This is a genomic window from Stenotrophomonas sp. ZAC14D1_NAIMI4_1, from assembly GCF_003086775.1.
Taxonomy (GTDB): Bacteria; Pseudomonadota; Gammaproteobacteria; order Xanthomonadales; family Xanthomonadaceae; genus Stenotrophomonas.
Genome location: NZ_CP026001.1, coordinates 3,336,766 through 3,357,219, shown reverse-complemented (window position 1 = coordinate 3,357,219; position 20,454 = coordinate 3,336,766). Strand labels below are relative to the sequence as shown.

The following is a 20,454-nucleotide window of genomic DNA, read 5'->3' as shown; positions in this document are numbered from 1 at the left end:
ATGCGATAATCGACCGTTACCCTGACGACGCCGCGCGCCGCCGCCACCTATGTCTTCTGATTCGATGCGGAACATCCGCAACTTCTCCATCATTGCCCACGTCGACCACGGCAAGTCCACGCTTGCCGACCGCATCATCCAGCTTTGCGGCGGCCTGCAGGCCCGCGAGATGGAAGCGCAGGTGCTCGATTCGAACCCGATCGAGCGCGAGCGTGGCATCACCATCAAGGCCCAGTCGGTCTCGCTGCCGTATGTAGCGAAGGACGGCCAGACCTACCACCTGAACTTCATCGACACCCCCGGCCACGTCGACTTCTCCTATGAAGTCAGCCGCTCGCTGGCCGCCTGCGAAGGCGCGCTGCTGGTGGTCGATGCCGCCCAGGGCGTGGAAGCGCAGTCGGTGGCCAACTGCTACACCGCCGTCGAGCAGGGCCTGGAAGTGGTGCCGGTGATCAACAAGATCGACCTGCCCACCGCCGACATCGAGCGCGCCAAGGCCGAGATCGAGGCCGTCATCGGCATCGACGCCGCCGACGCCGTGCCGGTCAGCGCCAAGACCGGCCTGAACGTGCAGGACGTGCTGGAAGCCATCGTCCATCGCATCCCGGCCCCGGTGCCGCGCGATACCGACAAGCTGCAGGCGCTGATCATCGACTCCTGGTTCGACAACTACCTCGGCGTGGTGTCGCTGGTGCGTGTCATGCAGGGCCAGATCAAGGCCGGCGACAAGCTGCAGGTGATGTCCACCGGCCGCACCCACCAGGTCGACAACGTCGGCGTGTTCACGCCCAAGCGCAAGGTGCTGCCGGCGCTGCGTGCCGGTGAAGTGGGCTGGGTCACCGCCAGCATCAAGGACGTCCACGGTGCGCCGGTCGGCGATACGCTGACCCTGGCCGCCGATCCGGCTGCCAAGCCGCTGCCGGGCTTCCAGGAGATGCAGCCGCGCGTGTTCGCCGGCCTGTTCCCGGTCGACGCCGAGGACTACCCGGACCTGCGCGAGGCACTGGACAAGCTGCGCCTGAACGACGCCGCGCTGCGCTTCGAGCCGGAAAGCTCCGAGGCGATGGGCTTCGGCTTCCGCTGCGGCTTCCTCGGCATGCTGCACATGGAAATCGTGCAGGAGCGCCTGGAGCGCGAATACAACCTGGACCTGATCAGCACCGCACCGACGGTGATCTATGAAGTCCTGAAGACCGACGGCACCATCGTCAACATGGACAACCCGGCCAAGCTGCCGCCGGTCAACCACGTCGAAGAGATCCGCGAGCCGATCATCCGCGCCAACGTGCTCACGCCCGAGGAGTACATCGGCAACATCATCAAGCTGTGCGAAGAAAAGCGCGGCAGCCAGCTCGGCATCAACTACCTGGGCAGCCAGGTGCAGATCAGCTACGAGCTGCCGATGGCCGAAGTGGTGCTGGACTTCTTCGACAAGCTGAAGTCGGTCAGCCGTGGCTACGCCTCGCTGGACTACCACTTCGTGCGCTTCGACGCCGGCCCGTTCGTGCGCGTGGACGTGCTGATCAATGGTGACAAGGTCGATGCGCTGTCGCTGATCGTGCACCGCAGCCATGCCGACCGCCGCGGCCGCGAGCTGTGCGAGAAGATGAAGGACCTGATCCCGCGCCAGCAGTTCGACGTGGCCATCCAGGCCGCCGTCGGCTCGCAGATCATCGCCCGCACCACGGTCAAGGCCATGCGCAAGAACGTGCTGGCCAAGTGCTATGGTGGCGACGTTTCGCGCAAGAAGAAGCTTCTGGAAAAGCAGAAGGAAGGCAAGAAGCGCATGAAGCAGGTCGGCCGCGTGGAAATCCCGCAGGAAGCCTTCCTGGCCGTGCTGCAGATGGACAACAAGTAAGCCCGCAGCGGCCCTTCGGGGCCGTTCGTCCGGTGACGTTGCAAAGGACCCTGAATGAAACTGTTTGAGATCCTCCTGGTCGTACTGACCCTGGCCTCGGGCCTGATCCTGCTGGCCGACAAGCTGTACCTGGCCAAGCGCCGGGCGCAGCGCGCGGGCCTGCTCGATACCGAGCCGGTGCTGGTGGACTACTCGCGGGCGTTCTTCCCGGTGCTGGTGGTCGTGCTGATCGTGCGCAGCTTCATCGCCGAGCCGTACAAGATCCCGTCCAGCTCGATGATGCCGAACCTGCTGATCGGCGATTTCATCCTGGTCAACAAGTTCTCCTACGGCCTGCGCCTGCCGATCTCCAACACCAAGTTCGTCCCGCTGGGCGAGCCGTCGCGGGGTGACGTGGTGGTGTTCCACTTCCCCGGCCACGGTGACAACGATCCGGCCAAGGGCGAGAACTTCATCAAGCGCGTCATCGGCGTGCCGGGTGACACCGTAGTCTTCGAAGGCGACGGCGTCATCCTCAATGGCGAGCCGCTGAAGTACGACAACAAGGGCATCTACGCCGGCGACAAGGGCCAGGGCGAGGGCGCCAACCTGCTGGTCGAGCACCTGCCGGGCCGCACCCACACCGTGCTGGAGACCGATTATCCTCGCGGCCAGGGACAGTGGACCGTGCCGGCGGGCAAGTACCTGGTGATGGGCGACAATCGCGACAACAGCGATGACGGCCGTTTCTGGGGCCTGCTGCCGGAAGAAAACCTGCGCGGCCGCGCGTTCCTGATCTGGCTGAACTGCCAGGGCTGGTTCTGCAAGGATGGCTTCCAGCCGTCGCGCATCGGCTCGGGCATCAACTGACTTCACATCCACGCGTATCTGGGGAGAACGCAATGAAGACGATGAACACGCAGCGCGGCATGACCCTGACCTCCTTCCTGGTGGTCCTGATCGTGGTGGGTTTCTTCCTCTACATCGGCATGAAGCTGTTCCCGATGTACCAGGAGTACTACGCCGTGCGCTCGGCGATGAAGAGCCTGGCCAAGGAACCGGAAGTGGGCTCCATGGCCCCGGCGCAGATCCAGGATCTGTTCTTCAGGCGCCTGTACATCAACTACTCGGAAAACGTGAAGCCGGCCAACGTCAAGTTCAACCGTCGTGACAACGGCTGGACCCTCAACGTCAACTACGAAGTGCGCCAGCCGCTGGTGGGCAACCTCGATGTGGTTGGCAAATTCGAATCATCCCAGGACCTCGTTCGTAGCGGTGCCCAGTAAATTCATCCAACGTGGTGACCTGATCGGTCACGTTTTCAGCGATCCAGCCCTGCTCAAGCAGGCGCTGACCCATCGCAGTGCCGGTGCGCCGCATAACGAGCGCCTGGAATTCCTCGGCGACAGCATCGTCAACATGATGGTCGCCGAGGCGCTGTACCAGCGCTGGCCCAAGGCCGACGAGGGGGCCATGACCCGCGCCCGCGCCGAGCTGGTGCGTGAAGGCGCCCTGGCGGTGATCGCCCGCACCCTCGAGCTGGGCGAACGCCTGACCCTGGGCCCGGGTGAGCTGAAGTCCGGCGGCCACCGCCGTGACTCGATCCTGGCCGACGCCCTGGAGGCGGTCGTGGCCGCGATCTACCTGGATGTCGGCTTCGAGGCCTGCCGGGCCGTCGTGCTGCCCTGGTTTGCCGCCTCGATGGAGGCCCTGCCGGCCACCGGCCGGCCCGAGAAAGACCCCAAGACCCGCCTGCAGGAATGGCTGCAGGCCCGACAGAAGGCGTTGCCGCAGTACGAACTGGTGTCAGAATCCGGTGACGACCACGCCAAGCACTTCCGGGTACGCTGCAACGTCGCGGACCCTGCCGCCAGCACCGAGGGCGAAGGCCCCTCGCGCCGGCTTGCCGAACAACAAGCGGCTGCTGCCGTCCTAGAACAACTGGATTCCAAGTGAGCGAACAAACTCCCCATCATTGCGGCAGCGTGGCCGTCATCGGCCGCCCGAACGTGGGCAAGTCGACCCTGACCAATGCCCTGGTCGGCGCCAAGGTCAGCATCGTCTCCAACCGCCCGCAGACCACGCGCCATCGCCTGCTGGGCATCGCCACGTATCCGGAAGGCCAGCTGGTGCTGGTCGATACTCCCGGCCTGCACAAGGTGCAGAAGCGGGCGATGAACCGGGTGATGAACCGCGCCGCGCGTGGCTCGCTGGAAGGTGTCGACGCCGGCTTGCTGGTGATCGAAGCCGGTCGCTGGGACGAGGAAGACAGCCTGGCCTTCAACGTGCTGCGCGATGCCGGCATCCCGGTGGTGCTGGTGGTCAACAAGATCGACCGCATGAAGGACAAGGGCGCGCTGCTGCCGTTCCTGCAGCAGGTGACCGAAGGCCGCGATTTCTCGGCCGTGCACCCGATTTCCGCGCAGAAGCGCAACGGCCTGGAAGCCCTGGTCCGCGACGTGCTGGCCCTGCTGCCGGAAGCGCCGCCGATGTTCGGCGAAGACGAGATCACCGACCGCAGCCAGCGCTTCCTGGCCGGCGAGCTGGTGCGTGAACAGCTGATGCGCCAGCTTGGCGAAGAGCTGCCGTACGCCACCACGGTGGAGATCGAGCGCTTCACCGAAGACGGCAACCTGCTGCGCATCGGCGCGGTCATCTGGGTCGAGCGCGAAGGCCAGAAGGCCATCGTGATCGGCAAGGGCGGCGCCCGCCTGAAGGAGATCGGCGCCAAATCCCGCCTGCAGATGGAACGTCTGTTCGGGGCCAAGGTGTTCCTGGAAACCTGGGTGCGTGTGCGTGAAGGCTGGTCCGATGACGAGGCCGCACTGAAGGCCTTCGGCTACGAATAAGCCGCGGCGGTCGCTTCGATGCTGATCGAGGACGACACCGGGTTCGTGCTGCATGCACGGGCCTACCGTGAGACCAGCCTGCTGGTGGAGGTACTGAGCGCGCAGCACGGCCGCATCGGCGTGCTGGCGCGCGGAGTGTCCACGGCCAAGGGCCAGGTGCTGCGTGCGGCCCTGCAGCCGCTGCAGTGGATACGTTTCAGCGCCCTGCAGCGTGGTGAACTGGCCCAGCTGCGCGGCGCCGAGGCGCTGGATGCGGCCCCGCGCCTGGTCGGCCAGGCAATGCTGGCCGGTTTCTACCTGAGTGAACTGACCCTGCGCCTGGCTCCCCGCCAGGACCCGCTGCCGGAGCTGTACCTCGCCTACGGCGAGGCGCGTGCGCGCCTGGCGGTGGGGGCGGGGCTGGCGTGGACGCTGCGCCGTTTCGAGCGTGAGCTGCTGGCGGCGCTGGGGCTGGGGTTCGAACTGGACACGGCCAGTGACGGCCAGCCGGTGGACCCGGCGGCACGTTACGAACTTGACCCGCAGGAGGGGCCGCAACGGTTGCTGAGCGAGCGTGGCGGTGAACGTCAGGCGGCGGCGACGGGCTCGGCGCTGTTGGCGCTGGCGGCGGACGACGAGCCGGATGCAGCAGACCTGGCCAGTCTGCGGCTGCCGATGCGGCGGGTGCTGTCCCATCACCTGGGGGCCAAGGGCCTCAAATCCTGGGAACTGCTCGAGCAGCTCACTCCCCGGAGATAAGGGGGGGGGGGGGGGGGCAGGGCTTGCAGCCCTGCACCCGCAGAATCAACGTCAACGTCAACGTCAAAGGCCTGCATTCCGTGGGATGGCGGGGTGGGTCCGGTTGAGGGGGACGCCGTAAACCCATCCATGGGGGCTTGGTCGCGGCATCCATGCCGCTCACACCCCCTCAACCGGACCCACCCCGCCTTCGACAGTTTCCCGCGGTCTGTCAGAACCTGCTGCTGTTGGAGGTGGGTGCCGACCGTTGGTCGGCACGGGGTTGGATCCAATTTTTGAATATCGATATCTGACAGATGTGCCGACCAACGGTCGGCACCCACCAACAGCCACCGGCCAACTGTCAGAGGTGGGGCGGTGTGGGTGGGCAGGACCGTTGGCGCCATGGATGGCGCCATCGAGCCCCCATGGACGGGTTTACGGCGTGTCCTGACCACCCACACCGCCCCGCCATCCCACGGAATGCCCGCTGTTGCTCTGGCCTTGGCCGTTGCCGTTGCATTGAGCAGGTGCAGGGCGCAGCCCTGCCGAACACCCTCAGTGCAGGAGGGCTGCCACCGCTGCCCGGAATCCGGCCTGCGCCGGCCCCGACTCCGGCGCATGATGCAGCTGCCGCACCGCCCGCGCCAACCGCGCCGCACCCACAAACCCACAGCTGGCCTGCAGGCGATGCAGCTGGTTGCGCAGGCTCGACGCGTCGTGCTGGTCCACCGCCTGTTCCACCGCATCGCGCACCCCCGGCAGTTCCGCCAGGAACAGCTCGCGCAGGGCGATCAGGTGGTTGCGCTGGCCATTCAGCGCCGCCAGGGCCGCCGTCTCGTCCCAGTCCTCGACCACCAGCTCGATCGCTGCCGGCGGCGGGGTCGCGCCCGCGGGGCTGTTGACCAGTGCGCGACGCACCGCCTTCAGCAGCTGGTCGCGGCCCAGCGGCTTGACCAGGGTGTCGCTGAAGCCGGCCTCGCGCAGGCGCGCGTGGATGCTCACATCGCCATCGGCGGTATGGGCCAGGGCAGGCGTGTCCGGATGCGAGCGGCGCAGTTCATGCAGCAGCTGCGCGCCATTGCCGTCGGGCAGGTTGACGTCGATCAGCCACAGGTCATGGGCACCAGGTTCGGCGCGCGCCAATGCACTTGCAAGTGAGTCAGCGGTGTCCACATCCGCTGGTAACGTTTCCAACGCCGCCTTGAAAAAACCGCGGCTGATGATGTCATCCTCGACAAGCAGGAAGCGTGGCCGACTGGCCCGCGGGGTCATCTGCATCAGGGCTGCCTCCATGTCAGCTGCGTCCATCATCAATCACGGGAGCGGCGGGCGCAAGCGGCCATCGGGCCCCCGCGTCCCGGATCTGCGACAATACGCACCCATTTTTGCCCGCAGCCTGTTGCCACGTGGCCCGATCCCGCTCCCGCATCGACCGTACTCCGTTCCAGACCGAGATCCTCGACCTCAGCCATGATGGTCGTGGCGTCGCCCGCCGTGAAGGCGAGGGCGGCAAGGTCACCTTCGTCAGTGGCGCCCTGCCGGGCGAAGTGGTGATGGCTGAACAGACCGCCCGCAGCCGTCATTTCGACGAGGCGCGCACCGTCGAGGTGCTGCAGCCCTCGCCGCAGCGGGTAACCCCCAAGTGCCCGCATTTCGGCACCTGCGCGGGCTGCGTGCTGCAGCATCTGGACGAAGACCAGCAGATCGTCGCCAAGCAGCGCGTGCTGATGGACAACCTCGAGCGCATCGGCCACGTGAAGCCGGGCGCCGTGCTGCCGCCGCTGGTCGGCGAAAGCTGGGGCTACCGCCGCAAGGGCCGGTTCTCGGTGCGCCGCGTGGAGAAGAAGGACAAGACCCTGGTCGGCTTCCGCGAGCAGGATCCGCGCTTCGTGGCTGATCTCAGCCAGTGCCTGACCGTGATCCCGGAGATCGGCACCAAGGTCGAGGCGCTGTCGACTTTCATCGAGTCGCTGGATGGCAAACGCGACATCCCGCAGATCGAGTTCATCGCTGGCGACCAGGCCGTGGTCCTGACCGTGCGCCACCTGCAGCCGCTCAGCGATGCCGACCGTGCGGCCTGGGCCGCCTTCGGCCAGCAGCATGGCTTCGTGATCTACCTGCAGTCCGGCGGCGTGGACACCGTGCAGCCGCTGGACGGGCAGGGCGTGCCGCTGTCGTTCCGGCTGGCGCCGTGGGATGTCGAGCTGGCGTTCCGCCCGCTGGACTTCATCCAGGTCAACGCCAAGCTTAACGAGAAGATGATCGCCCACGCCCTGGACCTGCTGGAGCCGGGCGAGGACGAGCGCGTACTGGACCTGTTCTGCGGCCTGGGCAACTTCACCCTGCCGCTGGCCCGCCGCGTGCGCGAAGTGGTGGGCGTGGAAGGCGATGCCGGCCTGGTCGCGCGTGCCCGTGAAAACGCGGAGCGCAACGGCCTGGCCAACGCCCAGTTCTTCAGCGCCGACCTGACCCAGGACCAGCGCAGCACCGCGTGGATGCGCCAGGGCTTCGACAAGCTGCTGCTGGACCCGCCGCGTTCGGGCGCCATCGAAGTGCTGCAGCAGCTGCCGCTGAAGCAGTTCAAGCGCATCGTCTACGTCAGCTGCCACCCGGGCTCGCTGGCCCGCGATGCCGGCTATCTGGTCAACGAACAGGGGTTCACCCTGGTCAGCGCCGGCGCCATGGACATGTTCCCGCACACCGCGCATGTGGAAAGCATCGCGGTGTTCGAGAAGCGCTGAGTCACCCGGCCGGCAGCGGGTCCAGGCGCCACTGGTCGCCGATCCGCTGCAGGCCCAGCGTCATCTGCCCATCATGGCCACTGTCGAAGGCCAGCAGCAGGTCGCACTGCAGCTGGCCGCTGGCCTGGGCCAGGTCGCAGCCGTCCACGCCGGCCAGGCGCATGCCATTGAAATCGGCGCGCAGCGCTTCGCGTTCCGAGGCATCGGCACCGGTCGCGATCGCTTCCTCGATGCGGGCCTGCAGCTGCGGGGCCAGTTCTGCCAACGGCGGCTGCGGTGCCTGCAGGCGCGTTGACTGCAGCCGCCAGCCATCGCCCTGCGGCGCCAGCCGCATCATCCGATGGCGCTGGTCCATGCCACGCTCGTAGCCCACGCTGCAATCGACGGCGCCGTCCCCGGCCGGTATGCACCAGGGCAGCGCGTTCAAGCGCGGTGCGAACATCGCGGCGGCGATCTGGCTGCCCGTGCTCCTGCCCTGCAGTCCGGCCTCCATCTCCGAAGCCAATGCGGCCTGCACCTGTTGCAGGTCGGGCGCGGAGGCGGCCAGGGCCAGTGCGGGTGGGCAGCACAACAGCAGCAACAGACGGCGCATCGACCGGCATCCATGCAGGAGGGAGCGCCATTGTAGGTGGCCGCACCGCGCCGGGTACCGGGCTGGTCACAGGCATCGCGCATAATGGCCGCATGGGCATTGAAATCGAACGCAAATTCCTCGTCACCCACGACGGTTGGCGTGCCGCCGCGCACCGGGTGATCCCGATGGCGCAAGGCTACATCAACGACATGGGCTCGCTTGACCGCGGCACCCAGAACGCCTCGGTGCGGGTGCGCATCGAAGGCGACCACGCCGCGCTGAACCTGAAGTCGCGCACGATCGGCCACACCCGCCAGGAGTTCGATTATCCGATTCCGGTGGAGGATGCGCGGGCGCTGCTGGCGCTGTGCGTGGGCGGGCTGGTCGACAAGCGCCGGCACCTGGTCGAGCACGCCGGCCTGATCTGGGAAGTGGACGAGTTCCTCGGCGACAACGCCGGGCTGGTGGTGGCCGAAGTCGAGCTGGACAGCGCCGACCAGGCCATCGACCTGCCGGACTGGGCCGGTGCCGAAGTGACCGACGACACCCGCTACTACAACGTCGCCTTGGCCAGTCACCCCTATTCACAGTGGTGAACCCCCTTTTTTCGTCCGCAGCGGTCCCCATGTCACCTGCATGAAGATCGATATCTACTCCGACGTGGTCTGCCCCTGGTGCTGGATCGGCAAGCATCGATTCGAGCAGGGTGTGCAGTTGCTGGGCGCCGATGCGCCTGAACTCGACATCCAGTGGCAGCCGTTCCAGCTGGATCCGGATGCCGGGGACACCCCGGTCCCGCTGCGCCAGGCCTACGCCGCCAAGTTCGGCGGTGCCGAGCGCGCCGAGCAGATCCTGGGCCAGACCCAGACCACCGCACGCGCCGAAGGCCTGCCAATGGACTTCAGCCAGGGCCAGGTGCGGGTGACCACGCTGCCGGCGCACCGGGTGCTGTGGCTGGCCGGCGAACAGGGCGTGCAGGACGCGGTGGGCGAGGCCCTGTTCCGCGCGCACTTCGAACATGGCCAGAACCTGGCCGACACCGCCGTGCTGGTGAAGGCCGGCGTGGCCGGCGGCCTCGACGGCGCCGAAATCGCCCAGATGCTGGCCTCCGACCGTGGCCTGGCCGAGGTCGAGGCCAAGCTGGCCCAGGCGCACGCACTGGGCATCTCCTCGGTGCCGACCTTCGTCATCGACGGCCGCTGGGCCATTTCCGGTGCACAGCCGCCCGAAGCGTTCGCCAACGCGCTGCGCCAGATCGCCGCCGAGCAGGGTGCGCCCGCCGCCGCGGCCGGTGACGAAGCCTGCGGCCCGGACGGCTGCGCCGTCTGAGCGGGCTGGGGTCGGAGCCCCTGCGGGGATCCGACCCCAACCTCCGTTTGCCCTGAACACTGCGCCTGCCGGCTGGTTCTGCGACAATGCGGCACTGCGCCATGCGGGCGCCCGTAGTGGAGATCGACCATGCTGCTGATCGGCGTTGCCGGCACTGAACTGACCGCCCAGGAACGCGAGTGGCTGCAGCACGATGCCGTGGCCGGGGTGGTGCTGTTCAAGCGCAACTTCGCCTCGCGCCAGCAGGTGACCGATCTGAGCGCGGCCATCCGCGCGGCCGCCCCGCGCCCGCAGCTGATCTGCGTGGACCAGGAAGGCGGCCGCGTACAGCGCTTCCGCGAGGGTTACAGCGACCTGCCGCCGCTGCAGGACATCGGCGCGCAGTACGCCAGCGATCCGCAGCAGGCGCTGGCCCTGGCCGAACAGCACGGCTGGCTGATGGCCAGCGAAGTGCGCGCAAGCGGCCTGGACCTCAGTTTCGCCCCGGTGGTCGACCTCGGCCGTGGCAACCGTGCCATCGGCAACCGCGCCTTCAGCGAAGACCCGCAGGTGGTGGCCGCGTTCACCGCGGCCTACGTGCGTGGCATGCACGCGGCCGGCATGGGCGCCACCCTCAAGCATTTCCCCGGCCACGGCACCGTGCTGGAAGACACCCACGTCGATACCGCCATCGACCCGCGCGGGCTGGATGAGCTGCGCGCGCAGGACCTGGTCCCGTTCAGTGCCGGCATTGCCGCCGGGGCCGACGCGGTGATGATGGCGCACGTGATCTACCCGCAGGTGGCAGCGGAACCGGCCGGCTATTCGCCGCGCTGGATCCAGGACATCCTGCGCGGCGAGCTCGGCTTCCGTGGCGTGGTGTTCTCCGACGACATCGGCATGGCTGCTTCGCACAGCGCCGGTGGCGTGCCGGCGCGCGTGCACGCGCACCTGGATGCCGGCTGCGATGTGGTGCTGGTCTGCCACCCCGAACTGGTCGACGAAGCCCTGCAGGCCGTGCAGGGGCGTTCACTCAATACCGCCGCGCTGCTGGGCCTGCTGGGCCGCGGCGCGCTTGGCTGGGATGGCCTGCTGGCCGATGCCCGCCATGGCGACACCCAATCCCGTTTGCTCCACACCCTTGGAAGAACCGTCTGATGCCGAACCTCACCATTTCCCAGGCCCTGGCCCAGGCCGACCTGCTGGTCGACCGTCCCACCATCGACAAGGCCATCGCCAGCATCGCCGACGCGATCGCACGCGACTACGAGGGCGAGGTCCCGCTGTTCCTGTCCATCATGCACGGTGCGCTGCCGTTCGCCGGCCAGCTGGCGCTGGAACTGGGCGCGCGCGGCCAGGACGTGCAGTTCGATTACCTGCATGCCACCCGTTACCGCGGTGAAACCACCGGCGGCGACCTGGTCTGGAAGCACAAGCCGGCCACCGCGCTGTTCGGCCGCCGCGTGCTGCTGGTCGATGACATCCTCGACGAGGGCTACACCCTGCAGGGCGTGCGCACCTGGTGCCTGGAACAGGGCGCCACCGACGTGCGCATCGCCGCGATGACGGTGAAGAAGCACGACCGTGGCCTGCCGGACGTCACCGCTGACTACGCGGGCATCGAACTGCCGGACCGTTATGTCTTCGGCTTCGGCATGGACGTCAACGAAACCCTGCGCTGCGTGCCGGCCATCTACGCGATGAAGGAATAAGGGCTGGCCGTTCGCGGCCTGTCCTTGTCCTGTCCTGTCCCGCGCCGGCATCTTCGGGTGCCGGCGTTTGTCTTTTCCTGGAGTGCATTGCATGCAACAGATCGCCCTGGCCGTGATTGGCGGCACCGGTGTCTACAACCTGGCCAAGCTCGACGACGTGCAGACGCACGAGGTCGAAACCCGTTTCGGCCGTCCGTCCGGCCCGGTGCGCGTGGGCACGCTGCTGGGCAACCGCGTGGCCTTCCTGGCGCGCCATGGCGAGGGCCATTCGCTGCCGCCGCACAAGATCAACTACCGCGCCAACCTGGCCGCGCTGCAGCAGATCGGTGCGCAGCGGGTGCTGGCGCTGAACACGGTCGGCGGCATCGGTGACGATTTCGGCCCGCGCGTGCTGGCCTGCCCGGACCAGATCATCGACTACACCTGGGGCCGGATCAGCACCATCTGCGAGGAAGAGGGCACCGACGTGGTGCACGTGGACTTCGGCCACCCCTACACGCCGATGCTGCGCAGCAAGATCCTGGCGGCGGCGAAGGTGACCGGCGTGAAGGTGCACGACGGCGGCTGCTATGGCGCCACCCAGGGCCCGCGGCTGGAAACCATCGCCGAAATCGCCCGCATGCGCCGCGACGGCTGCGACCTGGTGGGCATGACCGGCATGCCGGAAGCCGCGCTGGCACGGGAGCTGGGGCTGGATTACGCCTGCCTGGCGATCGTGGCGAACTGGGCCGCAGGCTGTGGCGACGGCGAGGAGATCACCATGGCCGAAGTACTGGCCAACGTGCAGGCCGCCAGCAACGGACTTCCGGAACTGGTCGGCGAATTGGCGCGGGGGTGATTGTCATCCTCGGGCAAGCTTTGCATACTCAGCCGGTACGCGGGTTCAGCGTACACCACCCATTCATTGCAAAGGTCTCGCATTAACATGCCGAACGGTACCGTCAAGTGGTTCAACGACGCCAAGGGATTTGGCTTCATCTCGCCGGAGGATGGCAGCGCCGACGTGTTCGCGCACTTCTCCGCCATCAACTCCAAGGGCTTCCGCAGCCTGCAGGAAGGCCAGCGTGTCACCTATGACGTGACCCAGGGCCCGAAGGGTGCGCAGGCTTCGAACATCACGCCGGCCGAGTGATCCACTCGACAGTGCGTTGAAAACCCCGCTACGGCGGGGTTTTTTTTTGCGCACGGCATCGGCTGGCGGGCACAATGCGGGCATGACGGAACGACTGCGCATCGCCGTGATCGGCTACGGCACCGCCGGCCAGGCATTGGCCATCCTGCTCACCCGTGATGGCCACGAGGTGGAGATCTTCGAACGGGTGCCGACGCCCGGCCCGGTGGGGGCCGGCTTCCTGCTGCAACCCAGCGGCCTGCAGGTGCTGTGGCAGATGGGCCTGCTGGACGAGGTGCGCGCGCATGCGGCACCGGTGCACCGGCTGTATGGCGATACGCCGTGCGAGCGCGCGGTGATGGACATGGGCTATGCCGGGCTGGATGTGCGCCTGCATGGCCTGGGCATGCAGCGCGGGGCGCTGTTCTCGCTGCTGGACCAGGCCCGCGCCGGCGAAGGCCAGCTGCATGTCGGCACCACCATTGTTTCGGTGGATGCCGTGCAGGGGCGGCTGCGTGACAGCGAGGGGCGCCAGCACGGGCCGTTCGATCTGGTGGTGGCCGCCGATGGCGCGGCGTCCACGCTGCGCGGCGGCGTCGAGGAAGGCATCGGCCTGGACCGGGTCTACCCGTGGGGCGCGCTGTGGTGCCTGCTGCCCGCGGAAGACTGGCCGCATGCGAACGAGCTTCGCCAGCGCTACGTGGCCGCGCGCAAGATGATCGGCCTGCTGCCGGTCGGCACCCGCCCGGGTGACGGCACGCCGCGCCTGAGTTTCTTCTGGAGCCTGCCGCGTGCCGACTTCGAGCGCTGGCAGGCCGATGGCATGGCCCCATGGCTGGAGGAACTGCATGCGCTGTGGCCGCAGGCCAGTGCGCGCTTCGCCCACCTGCAGGAGCCGGGCCAGCTGGCGCGCGCGGTCTACCGCGATGCGGTGATGAAGCGCTGGCACCAGGACCGGCTGGTGCTGGCCGGCGATGCCGCCCATGCCATGAGCCCGCAGCTGGGGCAGGGCGTGAACATGGCGCTGCTGGATGCGCTGGCCCTGCGCGATGCGCTGCGCACGCACGGTGGCGGCGCATTCGCGCTGCAGGCCTACCAGGCGCAGCGCCGCGCGCACGTGGCGGTCTACCAGCGCTGGAGCCGCTGGCTGACGCCGTTGTTCCAGTCCGAGCGCGATGTATGGGCCAAGGCGCGCGATGTGCTGCTCGGGCCGATGGGTCGCATGCCCGGTGGACGTGGCCACATGCTGCGCGTGCTCAGCGGCACCCAGCACGGCTGGTTCGGTGCGATGGCGCTGGATCCGGCCTTCATCGAGGCGCTTTCACAGGCGCCGGCGAGCCCGCCGGTGGGCGCGATTCCGCTGCGTGCGTGAACCGCGCCGTCACGGCAATTAACGAACACCTCACCCCGGATATGCGAGAAGAGGGGAGCACGCCATTGGCGCGTCGCCCGTTTTCCTTTCCGTGATCGAACATCGCGCGTGGCCGGGCGGCACCGCCGTCGCGGCCTGTTGCGGCCCGGATGCGCCGCAGTATTCGAGGAGGATGCCATGTTGTTCGCGGTCGATGAGCTGGAATCGGAAATCTGCAAGCTGAGGGGCCTGCTGCAGATGCTGCACGAGGACCAGCCCGACGTCCTGGAAGATGTGTTCGAGTTCCATGTGGGCAGCCTGATCAGCCATTCGGCACCGGCGCACCACGCGCGCATCCGTACCTGCGCGCGGGAAATGCTGGTCGCCATCCAGGCCTTGCCACGCCGCAGCAGCGAGCGCAGCGCTGATTTCCGGGTGATGCCGGAACTGCTCGCGCGCCCGGCCTGACCGGAGCGCCGTTGCACCCGCCCGTCATCAACGCACGGGCAGCGGGACCAGTTGGTCTTCCACGCAGGCGATCCACTGTTCGCCGCGTTGCCGCGCTGGCACCACGCCGGCGGTGAATGCCGAGAACGCCGGCAGCACCGTCTGTGCCTGCCGCAGCCAGAAGGCAGGAAAGCGCCGCCGAAGTGCGGGCAGGGCCACCTGTGGATGCACGTGGCCGGCAATCACGTGGGCCTGCGCATCCTGCCGCGGCTCGTGACAGAGCAGGAACGGTCCCAGCCGCAGGTCGTCGTGGATCTGCACCTGCAGCGCGGCGTGCGGTAGCTGCCGATCATGGTTGCCGCGCACCACGTGTACGTCCAGCGCGGCGTGCTGCTCGCGCCAGCCCAGCCATTGCCGATGCCATGCCGCGCGGTGCGCCGGCCCGTGCAGGATGTCGCCGAGGATCCACAGTTCGCGGCACGCCTGCTGCTGTACCAGCGCCTGCAGGCGCTGCAGGTCGTCTTCGGTGCCGCCGCTGGGCAGGGCAATGCCGGCGCGCCGGAACACGTCGGCCTTGCCCAGGTGCAGGTCGGCGATCAGCAACGCCTGTCGTGCCGGCCACCACAACGCGCGCGGGCCGAGCAGGCACATCGGCTCACCGCCCAGCTGCACCGGCAGTTCAGTGGCCATGGCGGCGCTCCAGCTGCTGTGCCGCGCGCTGCACGCGCGTGCGCCAGTCCTCGTTGCTGAACTGCCCCCGCAGGCGCTCGGCCCACAGCGGAAAGCCCAGCGGGGTCAGCGTGGGCGGCCGCTGCAGTGACACTACCTGCGTGGCGATGCGCTGCAGCGCCTGCTGCAGGCCAGGCAGGTCGAGTGCATCGGTGAGGACTTCCTGTTCGGCTTGGGCCAGCAGCACGTGGCCGGGGTCATGTTCGCGCAGCACGTCGTAGAGCAGGCCCGCCGAGGCCTGCAGCTGGCGCAGCGAACGCGGCACGCCGCCGGGCAGGCTCGGCACCAGCAGGCCGGCCACGCGTGCGATGCCGCGGAACTGCCGTCGTGCCAGCTCGCCCAGGTTCACTGCTGCGCGCAGATCGTCGAGCAGGTCGGCCGGATCGAACAGCGCCTGCCATGCCGCTGCATCGAGGTCGATGGTTTCCGCCGGTGCCAGCACCAGGCCATGGTCGTTGACCGCATAGCCGATGCTGTTGCGTTGCCGGCGCGTGCAGCGCAGCGACAGCAACGCCGCCAGCGCCTCGTGCACGTGGCGGCCGGCGAAGGGGTAGACGAACAGGAACTGGCCTTCGCGACGGCGCACATCTTCCAGCAGCAGCCGCGACGGCGCGGGTCGTTCCGAGAGCGATGCCTGCAGGCCAAGCAGCGGCGCCAGCCAGCGCGCCTCGGCGCTGGCATCGGCACCGGACAGGACCGCTTCAAGTTCGAGGCCCAGCGCCATCGACAGTGGCAGCTGGCCGCCCTGCCAGCGCGGCACCACGCCACTGCCGCTGCCACGCGCCAGGCGCACGTACGCGGTCATGTCGCGCAGTTGAACCAGCTCCAGCAGGCGTCCGGCAAACTGGAAGCGGTCGCCGCGGCGCAGGCGGCTGGCGAACTGTTCTTCCACCGCGCCCAGCCCGCCGCCACGCAGGAACTGCACGCGCACGCTGCCATCGCTGCTGATGGTGCCGATCGACAGGCGGTGGCGCAGTGCCTGGCGGCGATCATGCATGCGGTACCGGCCATCGTCGTCCAGCACCACCTTGCGGTACTCGGGGTACTGCGCGAGGGCGCGCCCGCCCTGCACGATGAACTCGAGCACGGCCTGCCACTGCGCGTCCTGCAGCGCGGCGAAGGCATCCGTGCGGCGCACCTGCGCGAGCAGGGCATCGGCCTGGAAGCCGCCCGCCAGTGCGCAGCTGACCGCGTGCTGGGCCAGCACATCCAGCGACAGCCTGGGCGGCGTGCGCGGTTCGGTGATGCCCTCGCGCAGCGCCCGGCGCACGGCTGCGTACTCGGCCAGCTCCAACGCGTGGGTGGGCACGCACAGCACGCTGCCGCTCGCGCCGGGCCGATGCCGTGCGCGTCCTGCGCGCTGGCGCAGGCGGGCCACGCCCTTGGGGCTGCCCAGCTGCAGCACCTGGTCCACTTCGGGGAAATCCACGCCCAGGTCCAGGCTGGACGTGGCCACCACGCAGCGCAGGGTGCCGGTACGCAGGCCGTCTTCCACCTGCTGGCGCAGCGTGGGATCGAGCGAGCCATGGTGCAGGGCCAGTGTCTGCGGATCTTCCGGCCAGACTGCGGCAAGCGCCTGGTGCCACAGCTCGGCCTGCGCGCGCGTGTTGGTGAACAGCAGGCTGCTGCGCGCGGCCATCAGCGCATCGAGCACGCGCGACAACTGGCCCAGGCCGAGGTGCCCGGCCCACGGGAAGCGTTCGCCGCTGGAAGGCAGCAGGCTGCTGATCGCCACCGGTCGCTGCCGTGCACCTTCCACCCGCACCGCGTCGGGCATCCCCGGCAGCAGCACATCGCGCGCCTGCTGCAGGTTGCCCAGCGTTGCCGACAGGCCCCACAGCTGCAGTGCCGGCGCGGTCTCGCGCAGCAGCGCGAGGTTCAACTGCAGCAGCACGCCGCGCTTGTTGCCCATCAGCTCGTGCCACTCGTCCACCACCACGCAGCGCAGCTGGCGCATGCGTTCCAGGGTGTCGGGGTAACTGAGCAGCAGGGCCAGCGATTCGGGCGTGGTGACCAGCACGTCGATGCGGCCTTCGCGGGCGAGGCGGCGGTCGCGGCTGCTGGCATCGCCACTGCGCAGGCCGACCTTCCAGCCCAGCCCGAGGCCCTCGATGGGCGCCTGCAGGGCGCGGGCGGTGTCGCTGGCCAGCGCCCGCAGCGGCGTCACCCACAGCACCTGCAGCGGGCGCACAGCATTTGCCCGCGGCGGCGCAGGCGGCGGATCGATCATGGCCTGCAGCAGCGGGCCACCGAACATCGCCAGGGTCTTGCCGCTGCCGGTGGGGGTGTGCAGCAGGCCCGAGCTGCCCGCCAGGTAATGGCGCCACATCGCGCGCTGGAACGGCAGCGGCTTCCAGCCACGGTGTTCGAACCAGGCCTGCAGCCGCTGCAGCGCGTCACCACGCTTCATCGCGCCAGTGCCTGCAGGGTCGCCAGCTGGTCCGCTTCGCTGGCCGGCTTGTCGTGGCGCCAGCGCAGGATGCGCGGGAAGCGCACGGCAATGCCGGACTTGTGCCGCGTGCTGCGGTTGACCGCCTCGAAGCCAAGCTCGAACACCTGCTCGCCGCGCACGCTGCGCACCGGGCCGAAGCGTTCGCGGGTATTGGCACGGATCCAGCGGTCCAGCGCCAGGATCTCCTTGTCGTCCAGCCCGGAGTAAGCCTTGGCCACCGGCACCAGGGTGTCGCCGTCCCAGACGCCGAAGGTGTAATCGGTGTACAGCGTGCTGCGCCGCCCGTGGCCGGCCTGCGCGTACAGCAGCACGGCGTCGATGGTCAGCGGCTCGACCTTCCACTTCCACCAGTCGCCGCGGCGGCGCCCGGCCTGGTAGATCGAATCACGGCGCTTGAGCATCAGCCCTTCGACACCGCGTTCGCGCGATGCTTCGCGCAGCTGCGCGGCGTGCGTCCAGTCGTCGGCGTGTACGTCGGGCGACAGCTGGATGCGCGTATCGCCGAGTGCACCGATCAGTTCGGCCAACTGTGCGCGCCGCTGCCGCAGCGGCTGTTCGCGCAGATCCTGGCCATCGCGTTCCAGCAGGTCGTAGGCGAGCACGCGCACCGGCGTGTTACGCAGCGTTGCCGCACCGGGCTTGCGGCGCTGGATGCGCGTCTGCAGCGCGGTGAATGCGCGCGGCGCATCGTCGGCCTCATCCCACGCCAGCAATTCGCCATCGATCACGCAGCCATCGGGGAGCGCCGCTGCAGCCTGTTCGATCTCGGGGAAGCGCCCATCCAGCCGCTCCTCGCCGCGCGACCACAGCGCCACTTCGCCCTGCCGGCACAGCAGTTGCAGGCGGATGCCATCCCACTTCCATTCCAGCAGCCAGTCCTCGATCGCGCCCAGGCGTTCGCCCGGTTCGCCTTCCAGCGGTGACGCCAGGAAGAACGGATAGGGCTGCTGGCGGTCCAGCGGCAACTCCTCCGGCGACAGCAGCTGCGCCAGCAGGCCGGGCGAGGGCACCCACTCACCGAGCATGCGCTGGGCGATGCGGGCGATGTCCAGCCCCGACCATTCGGCCAGGGCCTGCTGCACCAGCCGTTGCGATACGCCCACGCGCAGCGCGCCGGTCAGCAGCTTGTTGAACACCAGGCGCTCGCGGGCGGGCAGCTGCCGCCAGCCGGCCACCACGGCGGCGCGACGCACGTCCTCGGGCTGGTTGGCCACGGCCAGCAGATGCTGTTCGATCCAGTCGGCCAGCGGGCGGTCGGGGGCGCGCTGCGCGGGATCATCCAGCAGCAGGGTCAGCGTTTCGGCGAGGTCGCCCACCTGCGCGTAGCTGTCCTCGACCAGCCATGGCGGCAGCCCCGATTCCCCGCTCACCCACGCGCGCAGTTCGCCACTGGCGGCGATCTTCCTGCGCGCGCCACCGACCTTGCCGCCACTGAGCAGGTACAGCGCCCAGGCCGCATCGTGCGCGTTGGCGTGGGCGAAGTAGTCGACCAGCGCCGCACGCTTGTCCAGCGTGGCCGTGCTGCGGTCCAGCCGCTGGTAGAGCGCGGCGAAGGCCTTCATTCCTCGCTCCCGAAATCGGTACGGAAGGCCTCGGCGGCCACGCCACGTTCGCGCAGGAAGGGAATCAGCGCATCGGTGTTGCCATGGGTGGCGATCACGCGGGTCGCGCCGGTCTGTTCGATGGTCTGCAGCAGGGCGGGCCAGTCGGCGTGGTCGGACACCACGAAACCGCGATCTACATTGCGCCGCCGGCGGTTGCCGCGCAGCTGCATCCAGCCCGAGGCGAAACCGAGCTGGTGGCGGCCGAAGCGGCGCAGCCAGGGCGTGCCGGCGGCCGACGGCGGCGCGATGATCAGTTTGCCGGCGGCATCCGGCTGGCGGCCCTGCTCGGCCACCGTCAGTGTTTCCAGCATGGGGATGCCCGCCTCGCGGTACACCGCCACGCCATTGGCAACCGCACCGTGCAGCCAGGCGGGCGTGTCATCCAGCGCGAGCAGTTCGCCCAGCACCCGCTGCGCCTTGCCCAGCGAATAGCAGAGCAGCACGGCGGCTTCCCCGCGATGCCCGCATTCGCGGCGCCACGCCACGATCTCGGCGGCTACCTCGGTGGTATCGGGCCAGCGGTAGATCGGCAGGGCGAAGGTCGCTTCGGTGATGAACGTATCGCAGGGCACCACTTCGAACGGCGCACAGGTGGGGTCGGGCTGGCGCTTGTAGTCGCCCGATGCGACCCAGACCTGGCGGCCATCGTCGATGCGTACCTGCGAAGAACCCAGCACGTGGCCGGCCGGATGCAGCGAGACCTGCACCTGGCCCAGGGTGAACGGCTGGCCTTCGGCGTGTACCTGCAGCGGCACGTCGCCCAGCCGCCAGCGCAGGATCGGCGCACTGCCCGGGCTGCAGTGGTACTCGCCCATGCCGGGCCGCGCGTGGTCGCCATGGCCGTGGGTGATGACCGCGCGCGGCACCGGCCGCCACGGGTCGATGTGGAAATCGCCCGCGGCGCAGTAAAGCCCTTCGGGGCGAAGCACTACCAGATCGTCGTTGACTGCCATGCCTGCACTGTCGCGCGATGCTCGTGCACGGGGCGAGAACCGGCCTGAACGCGGGGTTGCCGGGCG

Annotated in this window: 21 protein-coding genes; 15 read left to right on the top strand and 6 right to left on the bottom strand. The window is 68.6% G+C overall.

Annotation, left to right across the window (positions count from 1 at the left end):
- The first annotated feature begins 64 nt into the window (after positions 1 to 64).
- Genes lepA through recO form a run of 6 tightly spaced genes read left to right on the top strand, consistent with a single transcriptional unit; the run spans position 65 to position 5,424 of the window.
- Positions 65 to 1,858: a translation elongation factor 4 gene (gene lepA / locus C1927_RS15510; protein WP_079225334.1), complete on the top strand. Its 1,794-nt coding sequence runs from the start codon at positions 65 to 67 to the stop codon at positions 1,856 to 1,858.
- Between the two features lie 54 nt (positions 1,859 to 1,912).
- Positions 1,913 to 2,707, top strand: a complete 795-nt coding sequence (gene lepB / locus C1927_RS15505) for a signal peptidase I (protein ID WP_079222750.1) — start codon at positions 1,913 to 1,915, stop codon at positions 2,705 to 2,707.
- Between the two features lie 32 nt (positions 2,708 to 2,739).
- Positions 2,740 to 3,123 carry a DUF4845 domain-containing protein gene (locus C1927_RS15500; protein ID WP_079222749.1) on the top strand — a complete coding sequence of 128 codons (384 nt, stop codon included), beginning with the start codon at positions 2,740 to 2,742 and terminating at the stop codon, positions 3,121 to 3,123.
- Positions 3,113 to 3,793, top strand: coding sequence for a ribonuclease III (gene rnc, locus C1927_RS15495; protein ID WP_079222748.1), 681 nt, complete (start codon positions 3,113 to 3,115; stop codon positions 3,791 to 3,793). Before C1927_RS15500 ends, rnc begins: the two co-directional genes overlap by 11 nt.
- Positions 3,790 to 4,686, top strand: a complete 897-nt coding sequence (gene era / locus C1927_RS15490) for a GTPase Era (protein WP_079222747.1) — start codon at positions 3,790 to 3,792, stop codon at positions 4,684 to 4,686. The genes rnc and era overlap by 4 nt, the downstream gene beginning before the upstream one ends.
- Positions 4,687 to 4,704: 18 nt before the next feature.
- A complete protein-coding gene (recO, locus tag C1927_RS15485; protein WP_079222746.1) occupies positions 4,705 to 5,424 on the top strand; it encodes a DNA repair protein RecO in 720 nt (239 codons plus the stop codon).
- Between the two features lie 537 nt (positions 5,425 to 5,961).
- Here recO and C1927_RS15480 read toward each other — a convergent pair.
- The gene (locus C1927_RS15480) at positions 5,962 to 6,684 is read right to left on the bottom strand and encodes a response regulator (protein ID WP_079225332.1); all 723 of its coding nucleotides are present in this window, start codon (positions 6,682 to 6,684) and stop codon (positions 5,962 to 5,964) included.
- 128 nt (positions 6,685 to 6,812) lie between these two features.
- Here C1927_RS15480 and rlmD point away from each other — a divergent pair, with 128 nt between their 5' ends.
- Positions 6,813 to 8,147: a 23S rRNA (uracil(1939)-C(5))-methyltransferase RlmD gene (gene rlmD / locus C1927_RS15475; protein ID WP_108747157.1), complete on the top strand. Its 1,335-nt coding sequence runs from the start codon at positions 6,813 to 6,815 to the stop codon at positions 8,145 to 8,147.
- 1 nt (position 8,148) lies between these two features.
- On the opposite strand, the gene C1927_RS15470 is transcribed toward rlmD, so the two are convergent.
- Positions 8,149 to 8,739 (bottom strand): hypothetical protein, encoded by a 591-nt coding sequence (locus tag C1927_RS15470; protein WP_108747156.1) that lies wholly within the window; start codon positions 8,737 to 8,739, stop codon positions 8,149 to 8,151.
- Between the two features lie 92 nt (positions 8,740 to 8,831).
- Here C1927_RS15470 and C1927_RS15465 point away from each other — a divergent pair, with 92 nt between their 5' ends.
- From C1927_RS15465 to C1927_RS15430, 8 genes are all read left to right on the top strand, one after another.
- Positions 8,832 to 9,317: a CYTH domain-containing protein gene (locus C1927_RS15465; protein WP_108747155.1), complete on the top strand. Its 486-nt coding sequence runs from the start codon at positions 8,832 to 8,834 to the stop codon at positions 9,315 to 9,317.
- A 40-nt stretch (positions 9,318 to 9,357) separates the two neighbouring features.
- On the top strand, positions 9,358 to 10,050 hold the full coding sequence (locus tag C1927_RS15460) for a DsbA family oxidoreductase (RefSeq protein ID WP_108747154.1): 693 nt from the start codon (positions 9,358 to 9,360) through the stop codon (positions 10,048 to 10,050).
- Positions 10,051 to 10,179: 129 nt separating this feature from the next.
- A complete protein-coding gene (gene nagZ / locus C1927_RS15455; protein WP_079222741.1) occupies positions 10,180 to 11,187 on the top strand; it encodes a beta-N-acetylhexosaminidase in 1,008 nt (335 codons plus the stop codon).
- Positions 11,187 to 11,741: a hypoxanthine-guanine phosphoribosyltransferase gene (locus C1927_RS15450; protein WP_079222740.1), complete on the top strand. Its 555-nt coding sequence runs from the start codon at positions 11,187 to 11,189 to the stop codon at positions 11,739 to 11,741. Before nagZ ends, C1927_RS15450 begins: the two co-directional genes overlap by 1 nt.
- A gap of 91 nt (positions 11,742 to 11,832) precedes the next feature.
- A complete protein-coding gene (locus C1927_RS15445) occupies positions 11,833 to 12,579 on the top strand; it encodes an S-methyl-5'-thioinosine phosphorylase (RefSeq protein WP_079222739.1) in 747 nt (248 codons plus the stop codon).
- Between the two features lie 87 nt (positions 12,580 to 12,666).
- Positions 12,667 to 12,873, top strand: coding sequence for a cold-shock protein (locus C1927_RS15440; protein WP_005410590.1), 207 nt, complete (start codon positions 12,667 to 12,669; stop codon positions 12,871 to 12,873).
- An 82-nt stretch (positions 12,874 to 12,955) separates the two neighbouring features.
- On the top strand, positions 12,956 to 14,224 hold the full coding sequence (locus C1927_RS15435) for an NAD(P)/FAD-dependent oxidoreductase (RefSeq protein WP_108747153.1): 1,269 nt from the start codon (positions 12,956 to 12,958) through the stop codon (positions 14,222 to 14,224).
- Positions 14,225 to 14,401: 177 nt separating this feature from the next.
- On the top strand, positions 14,402 to 14,671 hold the full coding sequence (locus C1927_RS15430) for a hypothetical protein (protein ID WP_079222737.1): 270 nt from the start codon (positions 14,402 to 14,404) through the stop codon (positions 14,669 to 14,671).
- A 27-nt stretch (positions 14,672 to 14,698) separates the two neighbouring features.
- Here C1927_RS15430 and pdeM read toward each other — a convergent pair whose 3' ends face one another.
- Genes pdeM through C1927_RS15410 form a run of 4 tightly spaced genes read right to left on the bottom strand, consistent with a single transcriptional unit; the run spans position 14,699 to position 20,388 of the window.
- On the bottom strand, positions 14,699 to 15,340 hold the full coding sequence (gene pdeM / locus C1927_RS15425; protein WP_108747152.1) for a ligase-associated DNA damage response endonuclease PdeM: 642 nt from the start codon (positions 15,338 to 15,340) through the stop codon (positions 14,699 to 14,701).
- On the bottom strand, positions 15,330 to 17,789 hold the full coding sequence (locus C1927_RS15420) for a ligase-associated DNA damage response DEXH box helicase (RefSeq protein WP_108747151.1): 2,460 nt from the start codon (positions 17,787 to 17,789) through the stop codon (positions 15,330 to 15,332). Before C1927_RS15420 ends, pdeM begins: the two co-directional genes overlap by 11 nt.
- The gene (locus tag C1927_RS15415; RefSeq protein WP_108747150.1) at positions 17,786 to 19,393 is read right to left on the bottom strand and encodes an ATP-dependent DNA ligase; all 1,608 of its coding nucleotides are present in this window, start codon (positions 19,391 to 19,393) and stop codon (positions 17,786 to 17,788) included. Before C1927_RS15415 ends, C1927_RS15420 begins: the two co-directional genes overlap by 4 nt.
- Positions 19,390 to 20,388 carry a ligase-associated DNA damage response exonuclease gene (locus C1927_RS15410; RefSeq protein ID WP_108747149.1) on the bottom strand — a complete coding sequence of 333 codons (999 nt, stop codon included), beginning with the start codon at positions 20,386 to 20,388 and terminating at the stop codon, positions 19,390 to 19,392. Before C1927_RS15410 ends, C1927_RS15415 begins: the two co-directional genes overlap by 4 nt.
- Positions 20,389 to 20,454: the final 66 nt, after the last annotated feature.

What these genes read in the sequence shown, in the direction of transcription:
- lepA (WP_079225334.1), top strand. Translation starts at nt 65, where the DNA reads ATGCGGAACATCCGCAACTTCTCCATCATTGCCCACGTCGACCACGGC.
- lepB (WP_079222750.1), top strand. Translation starts at nt 1,913, where the DNA reads ATGAAACTGTTTGAGATCCTCCTGGTCGTACTGACCCTGGCCTCGGGC.
- C1927_RS15500 (WP_079222749.1), top strand. Translation starts at nt 2,740, where the DNA reads ATGAAGACGATGAACACGCAGCGCGGCATGACCCTGACCTCCTTCCTG.
- recO (WP_079222746.1), top strand. Translation starts at nt 4,705, where the DNA reads ATGCTGATCGAGGACGACACCGGGTTCGTGCTGCATGCACGGGCCTAC.
- C1927_RS15480 (WP_079225332.1), bottom strand. Translation starts at nt 6,684, where the DNA reads ATGCAGATGACCCCGCGGGCCAGTCGGCCACGCTTCCTGCTTGTCGAG.
- C1927_RS15470 (WP_108747156.1), bottom strand. Translation starts at nt 8,739, where the DNA reads ATGCGCCGTCTGTTGCTGCTGTTGTGCTGCCCACCCGCACTGGCCCTG.
- C1927_RS15465 (WP_108747155.1), top strand. Translation starts at nt 8,832, where the DNA reads ATGGGCATTGAAATCGAACGCAAATTCCTCGTCACCCACGACGGTTGG.
- C1927_RS15460 (WP_108747154.1), top strand. Translation starts at nt 9,358, where the DNA reads ATGAAGATCGATATCTACTCCGACGTGGTCTGCCCCTGGTGCTGGATC.
- nagZ (WP_079222741.1), top strand. Translation starts at nt 10,180, where the DNA reads ATGCTGCTGATCGGCGTTGCCGGCACTGAACTGACCGCCCAGGAACGC.
- C1927_RS15450 (WP_079222740.1), top strand. Translation starts at nt 11,187, where the DNA reads ATGCCGAACCTCACCATTTCCCAGGCCCTGGCCCAGGCCGACCTGCTG.
- C1927_RS15445 (WP_079222739.1), top strand. Translation starts at nt 11,833, where the DNA reads ATGCAACAGATCGCCCTGGCCGTGATTGGCGGCACCGGTGTCTACAAC.
- C1927_RS15440 (WP_005410590.1), top strand. Translation starts at nt 12,667, where the DNA reads ATGCCGAACGGTACCGTCAAGTGGTTCAACGACGCCAAGGGATTTGGC.
- C1927_RS15435 (WP_108747153.1), top strand. Translation starts at nt 12,956, where the DNA reads ATGACGGAACGACTGCGCATCGCCGTGATCGGCTACGGCACCGCCGGC.
- C1927_RS15430 (WP_079222737.1), top strand. Translation starts at nt 14,402, where the DNA reads ATGTTGTTCGCGGTCGATGAGCTGGAATCGGAAATCTGCAAGCTGAGG.
- pdeM (WP_108747152.1), bottom strand. Translation starts at nt 15,340, where the DNA reads ATGGCCACTGAACTGCCGGTGCAGCTGGGCGGTGAGCCGATGTGCCTG.
- C1927_RS15420 (WP_108747151.1), bottom strand. Translation starts at nt 17,789, where the DNA reads ATGAAGCGTGGTGACGCGCTGCAGCGGCTGCAGGCCTGGTTCGAACAC.
- C1927_RS15415 (WP_108747150.1), bottom strand. Translation starts at nt 19,393, where the DNA reads ATGAAGGCCTTCGCCGCGCTCTACCAGCGGCTGGACCGCAGCACGGCC.
- C1927_RS15410 (WP_108747149.1), bottom strand. Translation starts at nt 20,388, where the DNA reads ATGGCAGTCAACGACGATCTGGTAGTGCTTCGCCCCGAAGGGCTTTAC.